The sequence below is a fragment of the Pseudomonas sp. AU11447 genome (assembly GCF_001672555.2).
GTDB classification, from domain to species: Bacteria; Pseudomonadota; Gammaproteobacteria; order Pseudomonadales; family Pseudomonadaceae; genus Pseudomonas; species Pseudomonas nitroreducens.
The window spans coordinates 44,389-63,905 of the sequence record NZ_LZDG02000034.1 but is presented as its reverse complement, the minus strand read 5'-3'; the positions used below and the strand labels follow the sequence as shown (position 1 = coordinate 63,905).

The 19,517-nt window shown below is 66.4% G+C and carries 21 protein-coding genes and 1 riboswitch; of the genes, 12 read left to right on the top strand and 9 right to left on the bottom strand.

Annotated features, from left to right (window positions below; translation table 11 throughout):
- Positions 1–15: 15 nt before the first annotated feature.
- The 3 genes from A6723_RS10465 to trxA all read left to right on the top strand — a co-directional run bounded on the left by A6723_RS10465 (position 16) and on the right by trxA (position 2,196).
- Entirely contained in the window at positions 16–483 is a 468-nt protein-coding gene (locus A6723_RS10465) for a YbaY family lipoprotein (RefSeq protein WP_054906740.1), read from the top strand.
- Complete coding sequence (locus tag A6723_RS10460; RefSeq protein WP_054906739.1) at positions 480–1,136, top strand: methyltransferase; 657 nt, start codon at positions 480–482, stop codon at positions 1,134–1,136. The genes A6723_RS10465 and A6723_RS10460 overlap by 4 nt, the downstream gene beginning before the upstream one ends.
- Before the next feature lie 190 nt (positions 1,137–1,326).
- Positions 1,327–2,196: a thioredoxin gene (gene trxA / locus A6723_RS10455; RefSeq protein ID WP_054906738.1), complete on the top strand. Its 870-nt coding sequence runs from the start codon at positions 1,327–1,329 to the stop codon at positions 2,194–2,196.
- A gap of 122 nt (positions 2,197–2,318) precedes the next feature.
- Here the strand turns inward: trxA and A6723_RS10450 are convergent, their stop codons facing one another.
- Complete coding sequence (locus tag A6723_RS10450; protein WP_054906737.1) at positions 2,319–2,672, bottom strand: hypothetical protein; 354 nt, start codon at positions 2,670–2,672, stop codon at positions 2,319–2,321.
- Between the two features lie 129 nt (positions 2,673–2,801).
- Here A6723_RS10450 and A6723_RS10445 point away from each other — a divergent pair, with 129 nt between their 5' ends.
- The 6 genes from A6723_RS10445 to A6723_RS10420 all read left to right on the top strand — a co-directional run bounded on the left by A6723_RS10445 (position 2,802) and on the right by A6723_RS10420 (position 7,190).
- Positions 2,802–3,371: a DUF2796 domain-containing protein gene (locus tag A6723_RS10445; protein ID WP_054906736.1), complete on the top strand. Its 570-nt coding sequence runs from the start codon at positions 2,802–2,804 to the stop codon at positions 3,369–3,371.
- A 15-nt stretch (positions 3,372–3,386) separates the two neighbouring features.
- On the top strand, positions 3,387–4,094 hold the full coding sequence (locus A6723_RS10440; RefSeq protein ID WP_054906735.1) for an ABC transporter ATP-binding protein: 708 nt from the start codon (positions 3,387–3,389) through the stop codon (positions 4,092–4,094).
- A gap of 2 nt (positions 4,095–4,096) precedes the next feature.
- Positions 4,097–5,362, top strand: coding sequence for an ABC transporter permease (locus tag A6723_RS10435; RefSeq protein ID WP_054906734.1), 1,266 nt, complete (start codon positions 4,097–4,099; stop codon positions 5,360–5,362).
- A 38-nt stretch (positions 5,363–5,400) separates the two neighbouring features.
- On the top strand, positions 5,401–5,919 hold the full coding sequence (locus A6723_RS10430; RefSeq protein ID WP_024764020.1) for a DUF3299 domain-containing protein: 519 nt from the start codon (positions 5,401–5,403) through the stop codon (positions 5,917–5,919).
- Between the two features lie 138 nt (positions 5,920–6,057).
- Complete coding sequence (locus A6723_RS10425; RefSeq protein ID WP_054906733.1) at positions 6,058–6,777, top strand: OmpW family protein; 720 nt, start codon at positions 6,058–6,060, stop codon at positions 6,775–6,777.
- Between the two features lie 56 nt (positions 6,778–6,833).
- Positions 6,834–7,190, top strand: a complete 357-nt coding sequence (locus tag A6723_RS10420; protein WP_054906732.1) for a SirB2 family protein — start codon at positions 6,834–6,836, stop codon at positions 7,188–7,190.
- On the opposite strand, the gene A6723_RS10415 is transcribed toward A6723_RS10420, so the two are convergent.
- From A6723_RS10415 to A6723_RS10400, 4 genes are all read right to left on the bottom strand, one after another.
- Positions 7,171–8,118 (bottom strand): NAD-dependent epimerase/dehydratase family protein, encoded by a 948-nt coding sequence (locus tag A6723_RS10415; protein ID WP_054906731.1) that lies wholly within the window; start codon positions 8,116–8,118, stop codon positions 7,171–7,173. The two genes, A6723_RS10420 and A6723_RS10415, sit on opposite strands and share 20 nt — an antisense overlap.
- Positions 8,111–8,995, bottom strand: a complete 885-nt coding sequence (locus A6723_RS10410; protein ID WP_024764024.1) for a sugar nucleotide-binding protein — start codon at positions 8,993–8,995, stop codon at positions 8,111–8,113. The genes A6723_RS10415 and A6723_RS10410 overlap by 8 nt, the downstream gene beginning before the upstream one ends.
- Before the next feature lie 140 nt (positions 8,996–9,135).
- Positions 9,136–9,699 carry a DUF934 domain-containing protein gene (locus tag A6723_RS10405; RefSeq protein WP_054906730.1) on the bottom strand — a complete coding sequence of 188 codons (564 nt, stop codon included), beginning with the start codon at positions 9,697–9,699 and terminating at the stop codon, positions 9,136–9,138.
- Complete coding sequence (locus A6723_RS10400; protein WP_054906729.1) at positions 9,696–11,360, bottom strand: nitrite/sulfite reductase; 1,665 nt, start codon at positions 11,358–11,360, stop codon at positions 9,696–9,698. Before A6723_RS10400 ends, A6723_RS10405 begins: the two co-directional genes overlap by 4 nt.
- A gap of 345 nt (positions 11,361–11,705) precedes the next feature.
- Here A6723_RS10400 and ccoG point away from each other — a divergent pair, with 345 nt between their 5' ends.
- The 3 genes from ccoG (at position 11,706) to A6723_RS10385 (ending at position 16,780) form a co-directional block, all read left to right on the top strand.
- Entirely contained in the window at positions 11,706–13,115 is a 1,410-nt protein-coding gene (gene ccoG / locus A6723_RS10395; protein WP_054906728.1) for a cytochrome c oxidase accessory protein CcoG, read from the top strand.
- Between the two features lie 86 nt (positions 13,116–13,201).
- Positions 13,202–14,617 (top strand): GntR family transcriptional regulator MpaR, encoded by a 1,416-nt coding sequence (gene mapR / locus A6723_RS10390; RefSeq protein WP_054906761.1) that lies wholly within the window; start codon positions 13,202–13,204, stop codon positions 14,615–14,617.
- A 375-nt stretch (positions 14,618–14,992) separates the two neighbouring features.
- Positions 14,993–16,780 carry a hybrid sensor histidine kinase/response regulator gene (locus A6723_RS10385; RefSeq protein ID WP_054906727.1) on the top strand — a complete coding sequence of 596 codons (1,788 nt, stop codon included), beginning with the start codon at positions 14,993–14,995 and terminating at the stop codon, positions 16,778–16,780.
- 96 nt (positions 16,781–16,876) lie between these two features.
- On the opposite strand, the gene cobM is transcribed toward A6723_RS10385, so the two are convergent.
- From cobM to A6723_RS10365, 4 genes are all read right to left on the bottom strand, one after another.
- Positions 16,877–17,623, bottom strand: a complete 747-nt coding sequence (gene cobM / locus A6723_RS10380; RefSeq protein WP_054906726.1) for a precorrin-4 C(11)-methyltransferase — start codon at positions 17,621–17,623, stop codon at positions 16,877–16,879.
- Complete coding sequence (locus A6723_RS10375; protein WP_054906725.1) at positions 17,620–18,036, bottom strand: cobalamin biosynthesis protein; 417 nt, start codon at positions 18,034–18,036, stop codon at positions 17,620–17,622. Before A6723_RS10375 ends, cobM begins: the two co-directional genes overlap by 4 nt.
- A gap of 69 nt (positions 18,037–18,105) precedes the next feature.
- A complete protein-coding gene (locus tag A6723_RS10370; protein WP_054906724.1) occupies positions 18,106–18,825 on the bottom strand; it encodes a CbtA family protein in 720 nt (239 codons plus the stop codon).
- A gap of 161 nt (positions 18,826–18,986) precedes the next feature.
- Positions 18,987–19,172 carry a CbtB-domain containing protein gene (locus tag A6723_RS10365; RefSeq protein WP_024764032.1) on the bottom strand — a complete coding sequence of 62 codons (186 nt, stop codon included), beginning with the start codon at positions 19,170–19,172 and terminating at the stop codon, positions 18,987–18,989.
- Positions 19,173–19,277: 105 nt separating this feature from the next.
- A riboswitch (cobalamin riboswitch) is annotated at positions 19,278–19,490 on the bottom strand.
- Positions 19,491–19,517: the final 27 nt, after the last annotated feature.

Here is a 19,517-nt window from a genome sequence, read left to right as displayed (position 1 = left end):
CTGGAATCTGCCGCGATGGAGCCCGCCATGTACACCCGCCTGCTCTGCTTGTCCCTCACCGTCCTGCTGGCCGCCTGCGCCAGCGAAAAACCCGTGCCCGCCGCTGCGCCGGCACCCGCACCGAAGAACTCGGCGCCTGCCGCACTGGAACCGGTGCCGGCGCAAATGCGCGCCCTCTCCGGCCAGCTCAGCAGTTCCCAGGGCTACCTGCCGGCGGGTAGTGAAGTGGAAGTCGCGCTGCTGGTGATCGACGAGCGCGACCGTCCGCAACAACTGCTTTCCAGCGAGAAGCTCATTGCCAACGGCCAGGCGCTGCCCTTCCGGCTGATCTTCAATCCGCAGTCCTTCCCGGCCAATGCCCGCGTGGAACTGCATGGCCGCGTCTCGCAGTCCGGCCAACTGGCCTGGCGCCTGCCGCCGGTGCGCATCACCCAGCCGGAAACCCGCGCCCTGGGAGAGCTGCGCCTGGAGCGCGCACCGTGACGCCACCGCTTTCCCTGCAACAGGCCCTGGGCGAACTGCTCGGTGACGCACGCCTGTGCGCCGAACGCCTGCCGGGTACCGACATCGACCTGTGGCTGATCGATGCGAACAACATGGATCGCGAGTTCAGCCCCGACGAGACCCGGCGCATCCTCGAAGAGCCGCCCTACTGGTGCTTCTGCTGGGCCAGCGGCCTGGTGCTGGCACACTGGCTGGCCGAGAAACCCGAATGGGTGCGCGGCAAGCGCGTGCTGGACTTCGGCGCCGGCTCGGGCATCGCCGCCATCGCCGCCGCCAAGGCCGGTGCCGCCGAGGTGGTGGCCTGCGACCTCGACCCGCTGGCGCTGGACGCCTGTCGCGCCAACGCCGAGCTCAATGGCGTGGAGCTGACCTACTCGGCGGACTTCTTCCAGGAAGAAGACCGCTACGACCTGATCATCGTTGCCGACGTGCTCTACGACCGCGCCAACCTGCCGCTGCTGGACGAGTTCCTCAGCCGCGGCCGCGAAGCCCTGGTGGCCGATTCACGGGTCCGCGACTTCAGCCATCCGCTGTACCAGCGCCTGGGGATTCTCGATGGCTGCACCTGGCCGGACCTGGCCGAGCCGGCCGAATTCCGCCACGTCAGCCTGTACCACGCGCAACGAGGCTGAGCCGAACTGGCATTCGTAGGATGGTGTGGAGCGAAGCGATACCCATCACTCACCGCACCAACAGCATGAGTATCGCCTAGGCTCCATCCATCCTACGTTCAAGGGCAGCAATCGCGGGTTGTTTCCGTCAGGCAGCGCCCCCACTTATAGTGGCAACCACCTTCATCGCCCCACTCGCCCGAGATTTCCCATGAGCGATACGCCCTACATCTTCGACGCCAGCATCGCCAACTTCGATCAGGTCGTCATCGAGAACTCCTTCCACAAGCCGGTGCTGGTCGACTTCTGGGCCGACTGGTGCGCCCCGTGCAAGGCGCTGATGCCGCTGTTGGCGCAGATCACCGAGTCATACCAGGGCGAGCTGCTGCTGGCCAAGGTCAACTGCGACGTCGAGCAGGACATCGTGATGCGCTTCGGCATCCGCAGCCTGCCCACCGTGGTGCTGTTCAAGGACGGCCAGCCGGTGGACGGTTTCGCCGGTGCGCAGCCGGAATCGGCGATCCGCCAGATGCTGGAGCAGCACGTCCAGCCGCCCGCCCCGGCTGCCGGCAACCCGCTGGAACTGGCGCAGGCTGCCTTCAACGAAGGCCGTTTCGCCGAGGCCGAAGCGCAGCTCAAAGTCCTGTTGAGCGAAGACAACACCAACGCTGCCGCGCTGATCCTCTACGCCCGCTGCCTCGCCGAGCGCGGCGAGTTGGGTGAAGCCGAGACCGTGCTGGACGCGGTGAAGAGCGACGACCACAAGCAGGCGCTGGCCGCCGCCAAGGCCCAGCTGACCTTCCTGCGCCAGGCTGCCGACCTGCCCGATGCCGCCACCCTGAAGACGCGCCTGGCCGCCGACGCCAACGACGACGAAGCCACCTACCAGCTGGCTGTGCAGCAACTGGCGCGCCAGCAGTACGAGGCAGCGCTGGACGCCCTGCTCAAGCTCTTCGTGCGCAACCGCAGCTACGGCGAGGACCTGCCGCGCAAGACGCTGGTCCAGGTGTTCGACCTGCTGGGCAACGACCACCCGCTGGTGATCGCCTACCGCCGCAAATTGGCGAACCTGCTGTATTGATGAAAAGGGCGCCAATCGGCGCCCTTTCCTCATGCAGGAGCGAGGGGACGCCTAGTTCCTGCTCGCGAACCGAACCTGCTGCGGGGCTGTTCGCGAGCACGCTCGCTCCTACAGATATCCTGCTACTCCTCGACCCAGGTGAAGACCTGCACACCGTCGCGCACCTCGATCTTCACCTGCGGGCTGTGCCGCAGGCGCACCAGCAATCCCTTCGCCGCTCCCGTGCTGCCCGCCAGCGCTTCCAGTTCACCCATCAGCTCCGGCCCTTCCGTGCTGCCGCTGCGGCGCAGCAGGTCCTGCGCGGCCAGCCATAGTTTGTCCGACGGGCCAGCAGCCGTTGGCTGAGCGGCAACCGGCGCGGACGGCACAACGGCCGCCACCGGCAGGTTCTGCGCCAGACGGGCCCAGTCGGCGTCGTCCATTTCCACAGTCAGGTCCACCGGCCAGTCGCCGATGGTGCCCTTGATTCTCAGCATCGCCCTTCTCCTCACGCGGTTTCGCGCATGCTCCCACGGCATCGGCGCCACGCCAAACGCACGCTAAGCTGGCCTTAATTTTTCATCTGTTATAACGTAACAAAATCATTCATCAGACCGGAGTCTCCCATGCGCCCCCTGCTCCTCGCTGTCGCCCTGCTGCCCCTCGCCGCTCAAGCCCACGACGAACATGAACACGGCAGCCTCGGCAAGCACGAGCATGGCGTCGCCCAGCTCAACGTTGCCCTCGACGGCAAGACCCTGGAACTGGAGATGGACAGCCCGGCGATGAACTTCGTCGGCTTCGAGCATGCCGCCACCAGCGACGCCGACAAGGCCACGGTCGCCACCGTGCAGGCCCAGCTCAAGCAACCGCTGCAGCTGCTTGCCCTGCCCGCCTCAGCCAAGTGCAGCGTGCAGTCGGTGGAGCTTTCCAGCCCGCTGTTCGGCGATGCGCCCAAGGCAGAAGAGCACGACCATGACGACGGCGACCATGACGAACACGAAGGTCACCACCACGCCGATATCGACGCTCACTACCAGCTCACCTGCGCCCAACCTCAGGACCTGGCCACTCTCGACTTCGCGCCGCTGTTCAAGCGTTTCCCGGCGACCCAGAAGATTCAGGTACAACTGATCGGCCCGAGCGGCCAGCAAGGTGCAGAATTGACCGCCGCCAACCCGACCCTGAACTTCTGATCACGACGCGCTGAAATGACCGCATTGCTCGAACTCGACAACCTCGGCTTCGCCTGGCCAGGCCAGGCGGAGCTGCTGGACATCCCCGCCTTCACCCTGGCCCGCGGCGAAACCCTGTTCCTCAAGGGCCCGTCCGGCAGCGGCAAGACCACCCTGCTCGGCCTGCTCGGCGGTGTGCAGCGCCCGCAGCGCGGCAGCGTGAAGCTGCTGGGCGAGGACATCGCCCAGATGAAGTCGGCGCGCCGCGACCATTTCCGCGTCGACCACACCGGCTACATCTTCCAGCAGTTCAACCTGCTGCCATTTCTCTCGGTGCGCGAAAACGTCGAGCTGCCCTGCCATTTCTCCCACAGCCGCGCCGAACGGGCCACCCTGCGCCATGGCAGCGTGACCAAGGCTGCCGAGGCACTGCTCAAGCACCTGGGGCTGGGTGAGGCGACGCTGCTCGAGCGCCGCGCCGACAGCCTGTCCATCGGCCAGCAGCAGCGCGTCGCCGCTGCCCGAGCGCTGATCGGCCAGCCGGAACTGGTGATCGCCGACGAGCCCACGTCGGCACTGGACGCCGACGCCCGCGAAGCCTTCCTCCAATTGCTGTTCGCCGAATGCCGCGAGGCCGGCGCCAGCCTGCTGTTCGTCAGCCATGACCAGAGCCTGGCGCCGCTGTTCGACCGCAGCGTCTCGCTCGCCGACCTCAACCGCGCCGCCCGCGCCCCGGGAATCTGAGCATGTACCTGTTGCGCCTGGCGCTCGCCAGCCTCTCCAACCGCCGCTTCACCGCGCTGCTGACCATCTTCGCCATCGCCCTCTCCGCCTGCCTGCTGCTGGCGGTGGAGCGCGTGCGCACCGAGGCCAAGGCCAGCTTCGCCAGCACCATCTCCGGCACCGACCTGATCGTCGGCGCGCGCTCGGGCTCGGTGAACCTGCTGCTCTACTCGGTGTTCCGCATCGGCAATGCCACCAACAACATCCGCTGGGAAAGCTACGAGACCGTCACCCACAGCCCGCTGGTGAAGTGGGCGATCCCGATTTCCCTGGGCGACTCGCACCGCGGCTACCGCGTCATGGGTACCGACACCGGCTATTTCGAGCACTACCGCTTCGGCCGCGGGCAGCTGCTGGAACTGTCCGAAGGCCGACCGTTCGGCCAGGACCTGTTCGATGTGGTGCTCGGTGCCGAAGTGGCCCAAGCGCTGCACTACAAGCTGGGTGACAAGATCGTCCTGGCCCACGGCGTCAGCACCATCAGCCTGGTGCAGCACGACGACAAGCCGTTCACCGTGGTCGGCATCCTCAAGCGCACCGGCACTCCGGTGGACCGCACCCTGCACATTTCCCTGCAGGGCATGGAAGCGTTGCACGTCGACTGGAAGAACGGCGTGCCGGCCCGTGGCGCCGGGCGCATCAGCGAGGACCAGGCGCGGACGATGGACCTGCAGCCCAAGGCCATCACCGCCTTCCTGCTGGGCCTCAAGAGCAAGGTCGCCACCTTCACCCTGCAGCGGCAGATCAACGAATACGACGGCGAGCCGCTGATGGCGATCCTCCCCGGCGTGGCGTTGCAGGAACTCTGGGGGTTGATGGGCACGGCGGAGAAGGCGCTGTTCGTGGTCTCGCTGTTCGTCGTACTGACGGGCCTGATCGGCATGCTCACGGCCATTCTCACCAGCCTCAACGAGCGCCGCCGGGAAATGGCCATCCTGCGCTCGGTGGGCGCACGCCCCTGGCACATCTTCAGCCTGCTGGTGGCCGAAGCCTTTGCCCTGGCGCTGGCCGGCGTAACGCTGGGCGTCGGGCTGCTCTATGCTGGCGTTGCCGGCAGCCAGGCCTACGTGCAGGCGAACTACGGCATCTTCCTGCCACTGGCGCTGCCCAGCGCCTATGAATGGTCGCTGCTGGGCGGCATACTTCTGGCCGCGCTGCTGATCGGCTGTGTGCCGGCGTGGCGTGCCTATCGGCAATCGCTGGCCGATGGCCTGTCGATCCGCCTCTGAGCCAGCCCCGTGCAAGCCACCCCGTACAGAGAAGTCCCATGCGCCGTCTGCTGTTCCTGCTGCTGATGCTCACCAGCGCCGCCGTCTGGGCGGCGCCGCGCGAGCTGACCTGGCCCGAGCTGATCCCCGAGGGCGCGCCGCCGCCTCCACCGCCCGTGCCGCTGCATGACATGTCCAAGCTCTCCGACGTGCTCAACGCCGAGAGCGGCCCGGCGGTGAAGCAACAGACACCCGACGCCCCGGTGGTCAAGGCGCTGGATGGCCAGCAGGTGAAGATGCCCGGCTACATCGTGCCGCTGGAAGTCGAGGAAGACGGCCAGACCGTCCGCGACTTCCTGCTGGTGCCCTACTACGGCGCGTGCATCCACGTGCCACCGCCGCCGTCCAACCAGATCGTCTATGTTCGAGGCGGCAAGGGTGTAAAAGTCGACGAGCTTTACCAGCCGTTCTGGATCATCGGCACGCTGAGCGTGAAAGCGGTGGAGAGCGACCTCGCCGAGGCCGGCTACCAGATGCAGGCCAGCAGCATCGAACCCTACGAATACACCGGGCAGTGACGACCGTGCGGCATCTTGCCGCACGCCTTTGCCATGGGAAGCTTGGGGTCTTTATTGAGCCAAATCAAAAGAGCGCTTTTAGCGCTCTCTACTATTCTGAGCACCAACACTTATACCAAAGAGATATTGGAGCTCATCATGCGTAAGTCCTGGCTCACCGCCTCGCTTCTCTCACTCGCCGTCGCAGCACCGATCGCAGCCCAGGCCGCCGACATTCGCGGCCACCAGGCTGGCGACTTCCTCGTTCGCGGTGGTTTCGCCACCGTCGCACCGGACGACAGCAGTTCCAACATCAAGCTCGACGGCGGCAAGGTCAGCGGCACCAAGGCCACTGTCGACAGCGACACCCAGCTGGGCCTGACTTTCGCCTACCTGCTCACCGACAAGATCGGTATCGAGCTGGTTGCCGCCACTCCGTTCAAGCACCAGGTTGACGTGAAGGGCCTGAACCGCGCCACCGGCCTGACCGGCCTGGACGGCAAACTGGCCGACATCAAGCAGCTGCCGCCGACCGTGCTGCTGCAGTACTACCCCATGGGTGGTACCAACTCCGCCTTCCAGCCTTACGGCGGCCTGGGCATCAACTACACCACCTTCTTCGACGAAGACCTGGCCAGCAACCGCAAGGACCAGGGCTTCAGCAACCTGAAGCTGCAGGACTCCTGGGGCCTGGCCGCCGAACTGGGCATGGACTACATGCTCAACGAGCACGCCTTCGTCAACGCCGCGGTCTGGTACATGGACATCGATACCAAGGCCAGCGTCGACGGCCCGTCCGCCCTGGGCGTGCAGAAGACCAAGGTCAATGTCGACGTCGACCCCTGGGTTTACATGGTCGGTTTCGGCTACCGTTTCTAACGGAGCAAACGTGAAAAGGCGCCCAAGGGCGCCTTTTTCATTTTCAGGGAACCGGTATGTATCTCGAACTCAAAGCACTGCACGTCAGCCTGGCCATCATCAGCACCGCCCTTTTCCTGCTGCGCCTGGGGCTGAGCTGGTGGGGCAGGCAGCCTTCGGGCTGGCAACGCGGCTTGCCTCACCTGATCGACACCCTGCTGCTGCTCAGCGCCCTGGGCCTGGTGCACCTGGCAATGCCCTGGCCCCTGCCGGTCTGGCTGCAGGTGAAGATCGGCCTGCTGGTGCTCTATATCGTGCTCGCAGCCTTCGCCATGCGCAGTACCTCGCGGGCACCCAAGGCGGCCTTCAGCATCCTCGCCCTGAGTTCGCTGGCAGGCGTGTTCTTCCTGGCGGTCAACAAACCCTGGTGGTAATCAGCTGGGCCAGGCCGTCGGCCAGCGGCGTCGGCTCGTCCAGGCTGTAGCGCTGCAGCAGGCGGCGATTGTCGGCGCGGGAGTGGCGGATATCGCCGTGGCGCGCCGGCTGGTAGGTGATCGGCGGCAGGCCGCCAGTGAGCTTGCCGATCTCGGCCAGCAGCTGGTTCAGGCTGGTGGACTGGTCCAGGCCGACGTTGATCGCCGACTCGGCCACCTCGTCCGCCAGCAGCGCGGTCATCAGCAGCTTCACCAGGTCACCGACGTAGATGAAGTCGCGGGTCTGCTCGCCGTCGCCGAACACGGTGATCGGCAAGCCTTGCTCGGCGCGCTGGGCAAAGATGCTGATCACCCCGGAATACGGCGAAGACGGGTCCTGGCGCGGACCGTAGACGTTGAAGAAGCGGAAGATCGCCGGCTCCAGCGCGTGCTCGCGGCGATAGAAGTCCAGGTAGTACTCGCTGGCCAGCTTGTCCGAGGCGTAGGGCGTCAGGGGCGCCTTCACCACGTCTTCGTCGATGGCGCTGCCTTCGCCGTTCTGCCCATAGACCGCCGCGCTGGAAGCGAACAGCACTCGGTGGATGCCTTCCTGGCGCATGGCCTCGCAGAGGTTCAGGGTGCCGATGAAGTTGGCGCGGTGGGTACCCACCGGGTCTTCCACCGAGGCCTGCACCGAAGCGATCGCCGCCAGGTGCACGACACCCTGGCAACCGCTCACCGCAGCGCGCAGCGCTGCTTCATCGGCGACATCGGCGACGATCAGCTCGACGCGCGGATCGAGGTTCTCGCGCTTGCCGGTGGACAGGTCGTCCAGCACGCGCACGGCAAACCCTTGCGCCAGCATTGCATCCGCCAGGTGGGAGCCGATGAACCCCGCGCCGCCGGTGATGAGGATGGGCTGCGCGGAGGGAATGAGACGATCAGACATGGCGGTAGTAACGGTCCAGCAGGGCGGGCAGGCCGGCGCGCCAGGCGCGCGGCTTGATACCGAAGGTATGGAGGATCTTCTTGCAGGCGAGCACCGCGTGTTGCGGTTCGTCGCCGGCATCCGGGCGCGCGGCGTGGGCCTGCGGGCTCGGTTCCTGAACGGCCAGGGCGCGGAAGGCGCGCGCTTCGCCGAGCACCACCTGGCCCAGGGACAGGGTGGTGGTCGCTTCCAGGCCGCCGTAATGGTAGGTGCCCCAGAGCGGCGCCTGGCAATCGAGTTGCTTGAGTACCGAGAGGATCACCCGGGCGGCATCGTCCACCGGGGTCGGGTTGCCGCGCCGATCGTCGGCGAGGAACAGTACCTGCTCCTTTTCCGCCCGTTCGAGGAAGCGGCCGAGCACGCCGTTGGCGCTGTCATCCAGCAACCAGCCGAAACGCAGCAGCACGTGGCGCGGGCAGGTCGCCCGCACCCACTGTTCCATGCGCCATAGCGCCTGGCCACGCGGGCCGAGCGGCAGCGGCTCATCCTTCTCGCTATAGGCAGTGGCGCGGGCGCCATCGAATATGCGGTAGCTGGAGGGCTGGATCAGCAGGATTTCGTGGTGCTGGCAGAGCTCGGCCAGACGCTCCACCGCACGCTCCTGGCTGGCCAGGCGGGCAGCCTCGACAGCCTCGGCCTGGAACCAGTCGAAGTAGTAGGCGAGGTTGATCACCGCGTCCGGACGGGTCTCGTCCAGCAACACGGTGAGGCTGGCGGCGTCCCATCCCTGGTCGGGCGGTCGGGGGGCGAGGAAGCCGATGTCTTCCTCGGCGCCCAGGCGGATAAGCGCCTGTCCAAGGGCATTACCGCCACCCAACAGCATCAGGCGCATGCGCATATTCTGGGGGTCACTCGAATACGTGGGTTACCAGCGGCGCACGGGGCACCGTGGATGATGCCCGCATTTTTCCTGCCCCCCGGCACAGCGTCAAGCTTGGCCGACCCGCTGCAGCCTTGGCCGTGCGCGATAGTTACGCCCTAGGAGCGTCGGCGGAACAGCGGACGCGGCTCGATGGCCGAGCGCCCATAGAGCACACTGAGCCCTGCGAGCCCCTTCAGGGCGTCCTCCACGGACTTGTCCTCGCGCACGGCAAAGGCGTCGAAACCGCACTGGCGCAGGTGTGCCAGTTGGTCGCGCAACACGTCGCCCACCGCGCGCAACTCGCCGCGCCAGCCCAGCCGGCTGCGCAACAGATAGGCCAGGCTGTAGCCGCGGCCGTCGCGGAAGCTGGGGAAATCGATGGCGATCAGTGGGATCTCATCCAGCCATTGCGCAAGCTGTTGCGGATCGTCATCCGGCCCGAGCAATACGCCATGCCCTTGTAGGAGCGAGCTTGCTCGCGAACCACCCAGCTCCGGCGCCGACTGGAGCTCCTGTTCGCGAGCAAGCTCGCTCCTACCGGTGCACCGCTCCAGCCAGGCCTTGAGCGGCAGGATCAGGTTGCCATTGGGCAACTCCTCTGGCACTTCACGCAGCAAGGTCCAGGGATCATTCGGCGCCAGCTCGGCCACGCCATCAGACAGGCGAATCAGATTCTTCATGCAGGCACCTCCGCCTGGCGGTAGACCCGCGCTTTGAAAGGCTCCAAGCCGATGCGCTCGACCGTCTCGACGAAACGCTCGCCGGCGCCGCGCTGCTCGACATAGGTCTGCACCAGCGCCTCGATCACGTCCGGTACCTCGGCGGCGCTGAACGAAGGGCCGATCACCTTACCCAGCGCACTCTTCACACCTTGCGCGCCGCCCAGGGTGATCTGGTACCACTCGCTGCCGTTCTTATCGACGCCAAGGATGCCGATGTTGCCGATGTGGTGGTGGCCGCAGGCGTTCATGCAGCCGGAGATATTCAGGCTGAGGTCGCCCAGGTCATGCAGGTAATCCAGGTTTTCGAAGCGCTGCTGGATGCCCTGGGCGATGGGGATCGACTTGGCGTTGGCCAACGCGCAGAAGTCACCACCGGGGCAGGCGATGATGTCGGTCAGCAGCCCCTGGTTCGGCGTGCCCAGGCCCGACGCGCAGGCTTCCAGCCAGAGCGCGTGGAGATCGGCCTTGCGCACGTCCGGCAGGACCAGGTTCTGTTCGTGGGCGACGCGGATCTCGCCGAAGCCGAAGCGCTCGGCCCAATCGGCCACGCGCTCCATCTGTTCAGCAGTGGCATCGCCTGGCGGCGCCTCGGCGCCCGGCTTGGTGGACAACACCACGCTGGCATAACCCGACACGCGGTGCGGGCGCACATTGCGCGAAACCCAGCGGGCGAACGCGACATCGGCAGCCAATGCCGTGCCGTAGGCGAGATCGTCAGCGGCCGCGTAGACCGGCGCTTCGAAGGCGGCAGCCACACGCTCATATTCATCAAGGGTGAGCTGCGCCTCGCCATCGCGCAGGTGCTGCCACTCTTCTTCCACCTCGCGGGAAAACGCCTCGATACCCAGCGCCTTCACCAGGATCTTGATCCGCGCCTTGTACTTGTTGTCGCGCCGGCCGTAGCGGTTGTACACGCGCAGGATGGCCTCGACGTAGGACAGCAAATGCTGCCAAGGCAGGTCGTCGCGGATCACCTGGCCCAGCATCGGTGTGCGCCCCAGCCCGCCGCCCACCAGCACCTTGAGGCGCAGTTCGCCGTCCTCGGCGCGGCGCAGGTAGAGGCCGATGTCATGCATCATCACCGCCGCACGATCTTCCTCGGCGGCGCAGAGGGCGATCTTGAACTTGCGCGGCAGGAAGAGGAATTCGGGGTTCACCGTGGACCACTGGCGCAGGATTTCCGCCAGCGGGCGCGGGTCGAGGAACTCGTCGGCGGCGACCCCGGCGAAGGCCTCGGTGGTGATATTGCGCACGCAGTTGCCGGAGGTCTGGATGGCGTGCATCTCGACATCGGCGAGGCGCTCGAGGATGTCCGGCACGCGCTCCAGTTCCACCCAGTTGAACTGGATGTTCTGCCGCGTGGTGAAGTGGCCGTAGCCGCGGTCGTGCTCGCGGGCAATCCACGCCAGGGTGCGCATCTGCTCGCTGGACAAGGTGCCGTAGGGAATCGCCACCCGCAGCATGTAGGCGTGCTTCTGCAGGTACAGGCCGTTCTGCAGGCGCAGCGGCAGGAATTCCTCTTCGCTCAGCTCATCGCTCAGGCGCCGCTGCACCTGGTCGCGGAACTGCGCCACCCGTTCACGCACCAGGGCGCGGTCGTAATCGTCATATCGGTACATCGCCAGGCCACCTTCGGATCGTTGCGTGGCAGCCTGCTTCTGTCGTCGGGCGCGCCACATTGCGGTTGACCGAACTATGGCCGGCGGCTGTTGTGCAAAACAGCGGCAGATAACACGGGAAAAACCGGATCAGATGCGCGAGACGCCTGCCCCGGCGGGCCTGCGACCGGTTGCCGCAACAGGCCCGATCAGCCCCCTTATGGCACGTGGCGCCAACCCTGCAACGACGCGGCGCGGAGCGCATTTCACCATCTGATATGGTTTTTTCTGGCGAACCTGAATCTGTTTCGGGTGCAGACCGGTTCGTACAGTCGCGGCGCCTCTTCTGCCTGATGGGCCACGATAATGAGCGAAAGAATCCCCGCGAAGGTCATCGAAATCGACGCACCGCAACGTTTCACCCCGCCGCCGAAACCGCTGTCGGCGGTCACCCCGACGGTCTACACCAAGCGCTTCGCCGGACGTTTCCGCGACCTTCGCCGCCTCGGCGGCGCGCTGCTGTTCCTGCTGTTCTTCGGTACCCTCTGGCTGCAGTGGAACGGCCGCCAGGCGGTGCTCTGGGACCTGCCCGAGCGCAAGTTCTACATCTTCGGCGCAACCTTCTGGCCGCAGGATTTCATCCTGCTCTCGGCAATCCTGATCATCGCCGCCTTCGGCCTGTTCTTCATCACGGTGTTCGCCGGGCGTGTCTGGTGTGGCTACACCTGTCCGCAGAGCGTATGGACGTGGATCTTCATGTGGGCCGAGCAGGTCACCGAAGGCGACCGCAACCAGCGCATGAAACTGGACAAGGGCCCCGCCAGCGCCGAGAAAGTCCTGCGCAAAAGTGCCAAGCACGGCCTCTGGCTGCTGATCAGCCTGGCCACGGCAGTCACCTTCATTGGCTACTTCACGCCGGTGCGGCCGCTGGTGGCGGACCTGCTCACCTTCAGGCTCGACCTGGAAAGCACCTTCTGGGTCGCCTTCTTCGCCGCCGCCACCTACGCCAACGCCGGCTGGCTGCGCGAACAGGTGTGCATCCACATGTGCCCGTACTCGCGCTTCCAGAGCGTGATGTTCGACAAGGACACCCTGATCATTTCCTACGACGCAGCGCGCGGCGAGTCCCGTGGCGCACGCAAGAAGGACGCCGATCCCAAGGCCCTCGGCCTGGGTGACTGCATCGACTGCCACCAGTGCGTACAGGTCTGCCCCACCGGCATCGACATCCGCGACGGCCTGCAGATCGCCTGCATCGGCTGCGCCGCCTGCATCGACGCCTGCGACTCGGTGATGGACAAGATGGGCTATGACCGCGGCCTGGTGCGCTACACCTCCGAGCGTGCGCTCGAAGGCGGCAAGACCCACCTGCTGCGTCCGCGCCTGATCGGCTATGCGGCGGTGCTGCTGGTGATGATCGGCGCCTTCGTCTGGGCGCTGGAAGCGCGACCGCTGATCAACCTCGACGTCGCCCGCGACCGTGGGCTGTTCCGCGAGAACGCCGCCGGCGAGATCGAGAACATCTACAACCTCAAGCTGATCAACAAGACCCAGCAGCCGCAGCACTACCACCTGAGCCTCGCCGATGGCACCGGCTACCGCCTGCAGGGCGTGCCGGAGCTCATGCTGCAGCCGGGCGAGATCCGCGACTTCGCCGTCTCGGTCGCCAGCGAAGCGCAGAGCAGTGCCGGTGGTTCGCTGCCACTGCACTTCAGGGTCAGCGACGGCAACGAAGCCATCGACGCCGCCAGCACCTTCGTCTCGCCGAGGCGCTGAGCATGGCACGGGAGCTTGGCGTGACCTCGGCGCAGCGCCTAGAGTGGGCGGATTCCACCACCGCCCAGGGCGCCCCACAGGACAAGATGAAGCGCTACGAGAAATTCGCCGACGAGATCGCCGGCCTGATCCGCAGCGGCGTACTCGCCCCCGGCCAGAAAGTCCCCTCGGTGCGGCACGCCAGCCGCACCTACGGGGTCAGCGCTTCGACGGTGTTCCAGGCGTATTACCTGCTGGAGGACCGAGGGTTGATCGTTGCCCGCGCGCGCTCCGGCTACTTCGTCCGCGAGCACGTGCAGCGCGCGCTGGCCGAGCCGGAAATCGCCCGCCACGACGCGCAGACCACCGAGGTGGACGTCAGCGAACTGGTGTTCTCGGTGCTCAGCTCGATCAAGGACCCGGACACCGTGCCGTTCGGCTCGGCCTTCCCGGCGCCGGAGTTGTTCCCCCTGCCGCGCCTGGCGCGCTCCATGGCACATGCTGTGCGCGACATGGACCCGCGTTCGGTGGTGGCTGACCTCGCCCCCGGCAGCCACGCCCTGCGCCGGCAGATCGCCCTGCGCTACATGGTCGGCGGCATGCCGCTGCCGGTGGAGGAGCTGGTGGTCACCAACGGCGCGCTGGAAGCGCTCAACCTGTGCCTGCAGGTGGTGACCCAACCCGGCGACCTCGTGGCCATCGAAGCCCCGGCCTTCTATGCCAGCCTGCAAGTGCTGGAACGGCTGAAACTGAAAGCGGTTGAGATCCCCGTGCACCCGCGCGAAGGCATCGACCTCGACGTACTCGCCGACAGCCTGGCGCGTCTGCCGATCAAGGCCTGCTGGTTCATGAGCAACTTCCAGAACCCGCTGGGCGCCAGCATGAGCGAGGAGAAGAAACGCGCCCTCGCTGCCCTGCTGACCCAGCACCAGGTGCCGCTGATCGAAGACGACGTCTACGCCGAGCTGTACTTCGCCGCCCAGGCACCCAAGCCGGTGAAGGCCTTCGACACTGAGGGCCTGTTCATGCATTGCAGCTCGTTCTCCAAGAGCCTGGCGCCGGGCTACCGCGTGGGCTGGGTCGCTGGCGGGCGCTATGCCGAACAGATCGAGCGGCTCAAGCTGATGACCAGCCTGTCGGCGTCGGTGCCGGCCCAGGCGGCCATCGCCGACTACCTGCAACACGGCGGCTACGACCGCCACCTGCGCAAGCTCCGCCACGCGCTGGAAAGCCAGCAGCACGCGATGCTCGCCGCCGTGGCCCGGCACTTCCCCGCCGCCACCCGCGTCACGCGCCCCAGCGGCGGCTACTTCCTCTGGCTGGAACTGCCCGAGCAGATCGACGCGCTCAAGCTATTCCAACTCGCCCACGCCCAGGGCATCAGCCTCGCACCCGGGCCGATCTTCTCGGCGACGCGGCGCTTCGGCCACTGCCTGCGCCTGAACTACGGGCATCCGTGGACTGCCACCAGCGAACAGGCGATGGAAACCCTCGGCCGGATCATCCACTCGCTGCAGGGCTGAAGGCTCGAACTGCAGGACTGATCCGCACATTCGGAAACGATCTGTATCTGTGCGGCAAGTTGTCGCAGGAATACCCTGTCAGGCGGGAAAACCGGACAAGGGACGCTGCCATGGACGCGGAAGGCCTGATGATCTTGCTCACGGTGGGCGCCGCGCTCGGCGTGCACCTGTGGGTGCGTTGGTACCTGCGGCGCGCCTTGGAGCCGCGCTCGGAACAATGGCTCGCCTGAACCGCTCCTGCGAAGAGCAATGCCGGATCGGACCGGGCCTGCGCCCGCAGATGCGCAGGGATCAGCGGCCGGCTTGAAAACACTGGGCGTGGCGGGCGGCTGTTGCTATACAGGCAACGCCCACTGACCCTCCACGGACGGCCCAATGAATCTCTGGCAGCGCGACCTCAGCCATTCCCCCTATGCCGAACGGGTCCGCGCCGAACAGTTCGACGTATTGCGGCGCAACTCGCCCTTCTCCATCATTGCCGCCTACCTGGTCGCCGGCCTCACCACCTGGGTGCTCAACGGCGCGCTGCCGCTGGAGTCGCTGCTGGCCTGGTTCGCCGCACAGACCCTGCTCGGCGGCGCACGCCTGTGGCTGCTACGGCGCTACGACCAACTACGCGACAGCGGCGCCAGCCCCCGGCGCCGCTGGCTGATCCAGGTGATGATCACCACCGGCCTCTCGGGCCTGCTCTGGGGCCTGCCCGCCGCGTACTGGATGACCGTGCTGCCACCCTCGATGCAGATGTACGTGGTGGTCGTCCTGCTGGGCCTGGGCACCGGCGTGATGAATGCCTACAGCATCGTCCTGCCGCTGTTCTACCTGTTCATCGTACCGGCCTTCACCCTGCCATTCGCCGCCCTGCTGGTGCTGCTGCCGGACGCCCTGAGCAAGACGCTCGGCGCGGCAGCGCTGGTCTACGCCGTCACCATCTTTGCCTTCGCCTACCGCTTCCACGCCACCCTGGTGGACTCGCTGCTGCTGCGCTTCGAGAACAGCGAGCTGCTGCGCAAGCTCAGCATCGAGAAAGAGGCCGCCGAACGCAGCGACCAGGCCAAGACCCGCTTCCTCGCCAGCGCCAGCCACGACCTGCGCCAGCCGACCTACGCGCTGGGCCTGTACCTGGGCGCACTGAAGAAACAGCCGCTGAACGAGGCCAGCGAGAACCTCGTCGACCACATTTCCCGCGCGCTCGCCGCGCAGGGCTCGCTGTTCGACGCGCTGCTGAACATCTCACGACTGGACGCCGGCATCGTCCAGCCCAGCCTGCAGGCCTTCTCCCTCGCCGAACTGCTCGAACGTATCCAGCAGGAATGCAGCGTGCAGGCCGCAGACAAAGGCCTGAACCTGCGCGTACGCCCCGGCGCACCGTTCGTGAAGTCGGACCCGGCGCTGTTCGAACGCATCCTGCGCAACCTGGTGGAAAACGCCATCCGCTACACCGACCACGGCGGCGTGCTGATCGGCTGGCGACGCCGTGGCCGCCAGGTGCGCGTGGAAGTCTGGGACAGCGGCCCGGGAATTCCCGAGCGCGAGCAACAGAAGGTGTTCTGGGAATTCCACCAGCTCAACAACCCCGAGCGCGACCGCAGCAAAGGCCTTGGCCTGGGGCTGGCCATCGTCCAGCGCACCGCCAGGTTGCTCGACCATCCGCTGGCGCTGCTCTCGCGCGAAGGCCACGGCAGCGCCTTCATGATCAGCCTGCCCCGCGCCACCGCCGTGCAGCCGCGCAAAGCGGAAATCCTGCCGCCGCGCACAGTGGTGGGCAGCGACAAGCTGATCTACGTGATCGAGGACGATGCGGAAAACCGCGAAGGCCTGCGCCTGCTGTTCCAGAGCTGGGAATACCGGCATGTCATCGTCGCCGACGTCGCCGACCTGCTGGCCGACCCGACCGCTTCCGCGCAGAAGCCGGACCTGATCATCAGCGACTATCGCCTGCGCGACCACCAGACCGGCATCGACGCCATCGCCCGCCTGCACGGGCACTACGAAGACGACTGGATCGCCGCCGTGCTGGTCACCGGCGACACCGACCCGCAGCTGCTCGCCCAGGCTTCGGCCCATGGCTGGCCGCTGCTGCACAAGCCGCTGGCAGCGGAGCAGCTGAAGGCGATGATCGATGAGCAGTTCAGTGAACTGGAGCCGCTGGACGATCCCCTGTAGGAACGCGGGAGCAACTGGTTCCTGCTCACGAACGGACCTCGCCGATGACGCCAGCGTCAGACAGTTCGCGAGCAAGCTCGCTCCTACGAAGAACGACTACGGGCGATACAGGTGCGCATGCCCCGCGCTGTACAGCGATGAGTCGGCGAAGCCTTCCGCCCCCAGCACCTTGCCCACCAGGATCAGCGCCGTGCGCTTGAAATCCTTTGCCGCGGCCTTTGCCAGAATATCGCCCAGCGTACCGGTGACCTGATCCTGGTCCGGCCAGCTCGCCCGGTGGATCACCGCGATGGGGCAATCGGCGCCGTAGTGCGGCAGCAGTTCGGCGACGATGTTCGGCAACTGCCCCACGCCGAGGTGAATCGCCAGGGTCGCGCGGTGCTGCGCCAGTTCGGCAAGGGATTCGCCTTCGGGCATGCGTGTCTTGCTGGCGTAACGAGTGAGGATCAGCGTCTGCGAGATATCCGGCAGGGTCAGCTCGCAGCCGAGTATCGCCGCACAGGCAGAGGTGGCCGTGACGCCGGGAACGATCTCGTAGGGAATGCCCAGTTCACGCAGGTGGCGAATCTGCTCGCCGATGGCGCCGTACAGTGAAGGGTCGCCGGAGTGCACGCGGGCAACGTCCTTGCCTTCGCTGTGGGCCTGCGCCAGCAGTGCAACGATCTCGTCCAGGTTCAGCTCGGCGGTGTTCACCACGCGCTCGGCGCTGTGTCCTTCCAGCACCGCTGGCGGTACCAGCGAGCCGGCGTAGAGGATCACCGGGCAGGAACGGATCAGCCGCTGGCCCTTGACCGTGATGAGTTCCGGGTCGCCGGGGCCGGCGCCGATGAAATGGACCGTCATGGCTGCTCCTGTTCGGATTCGACGGGGATGAAGGCCAGCGCGCAGGTGGCCTGATCGCTGCGGCGTTTGCCCACCAGCAATCGCGCCGGCGCACCGGCCTGGGCTTCGGCCTGCAGCAGTGCCGCGGCTTCGGCCACGCTGGCAGCGCCGATGGCCGTGCGGACCGTTTCGGATGTGCGGTCCAGGCGCGGTTCGCACGCGGCCAGTTGTTGCGGCGTGAACAGCGCCAGCGGCAGGTCGAGGGCGGCAGACAGTACCGTCAGTCCCTCCTCGTCGGCCTTCAGCGTGGCGCTGGCCAGCGCAGTGAGGTTCGACTCATCGAGACCGGCCTCGGCCAGCGTCTGCACCAGCAAGGCGCGCAGTTCATCGAGCGTGCAGCCGCGGCGGCAACCGAGGCCGGCAACCAGCGTCATCAGCAATCTCCCAAAAACAAAACCCCGCAGACGGCCGGGCCGGCTGCGGGGTCGAGCATAACGCCTGGGTCAGACCGACGGTGCGAAGCGACGGAACAACCAGGCGGCGACAAGGCCCAGGGCCGCCCAGAACACCGCGTTGGTGATCAGCGAGGCGACGATGAACTCGTGGGCGATGCTTTCCGGCGCGAGGCTGGAATGTACTTCCGGCTGCGGCGCGCCGATCACATGCGGCACCACCAGCAGGGCGATACCGATGCCACGCAGCGCCCAATTGCGGCCGAACACCAGCAGCGCAAGGCCGCCAGCGGTGGCAGCGGCGGTGCCGATCCACCAGGTCTGGCGCAGGGTCAGGTCGGCGGCGGCGGTGCCGGGCACCTCCGGCGGCAGGCCAAGGGACGGCGCCAGGGTGAACACGTCGAAACCGGCCAGGCCCCAGAGCAGGCCTTCGGAGGTCTTGCCCGGCGCACGCAGGGTGAACAGGCCAGCCAGCATCAGGGCGAAGCCCACCGCGACCACCAGGTTGCCGCCAGTGGTGGAGAGGATGCGCTGCCAGCCGTCTTCCGGCTCCCAGGCTTCCGCGTCGTGCTCGTGGGCGGCCACTGCACCAGCAGCGTGTTCATGGGCGTGCTCGTGGTTTTCTTCGACCAGCGCGGCAGCCGGTTCGGCTTTCTCGTAGGTTTCCGCCTTGAGGATCAGCGGGGATACCCACAGCAACTGGACCACAGTCAACACCAGCGCCGCGATCAGACCGGCGAAACCGGCGGTCTGGGCGATACGTTTGATCATTTGCTCTTTCCTTTTCCTTCTCCGAACTCTCAAATCGAGCGAGCTAGAGCCAGGCAAGGCGGAGGGCCGGGGACGCGGAGTTGACTGTAGTCAATGAGCAGTCCACGACGATTCTCCAACGCAGCCTGGCCGACGCGCAGCCGATTGGACTCAGAACAGCGTCAGTGGCAGGGGAAGCCCGCACTGTGACGAGTATCGTGGGCGGCGTTGTGCACCGCATCGATGTGCGAAAAGCCGGCGAAATACACCAGCAGCGCACCGAGCAGGCTGGCGCCAACGGCCAGGCTGATGCGCTTGGAAAGGGGGATGGAAGTGCTCGACGCGTGCGTCAGGGTGCTGCTGGACATGAACGTTCCCTCTGGAAATCAAAGTAAGAGAACGCAGAGGTTGAACGCATTCGAACGCGCCGGAACGGCCGCGCCACGGCCTGCGCCCGCCCACCGCGGGTTTGCCAAAAACGAAGAATTCCAGGCCGGTCTCCGGGCTTGCGATGTCGGCCAGTGGCCAAGCGGGTCAACCTTCCCATGCCGGAGCACAGTGGCTACTGATGACCCTACGATCGCTTACCGTTGCGGGGGCAGCGCCGGACTGGTCCTTGCGGACGCACCGGCTTCCCGTTTCACCTCGCGCGCGTGGCGCGAGACACCTGAAACCGCGCTAGCTGACCACGAAGCCCTGCAAGCGTCAACCGA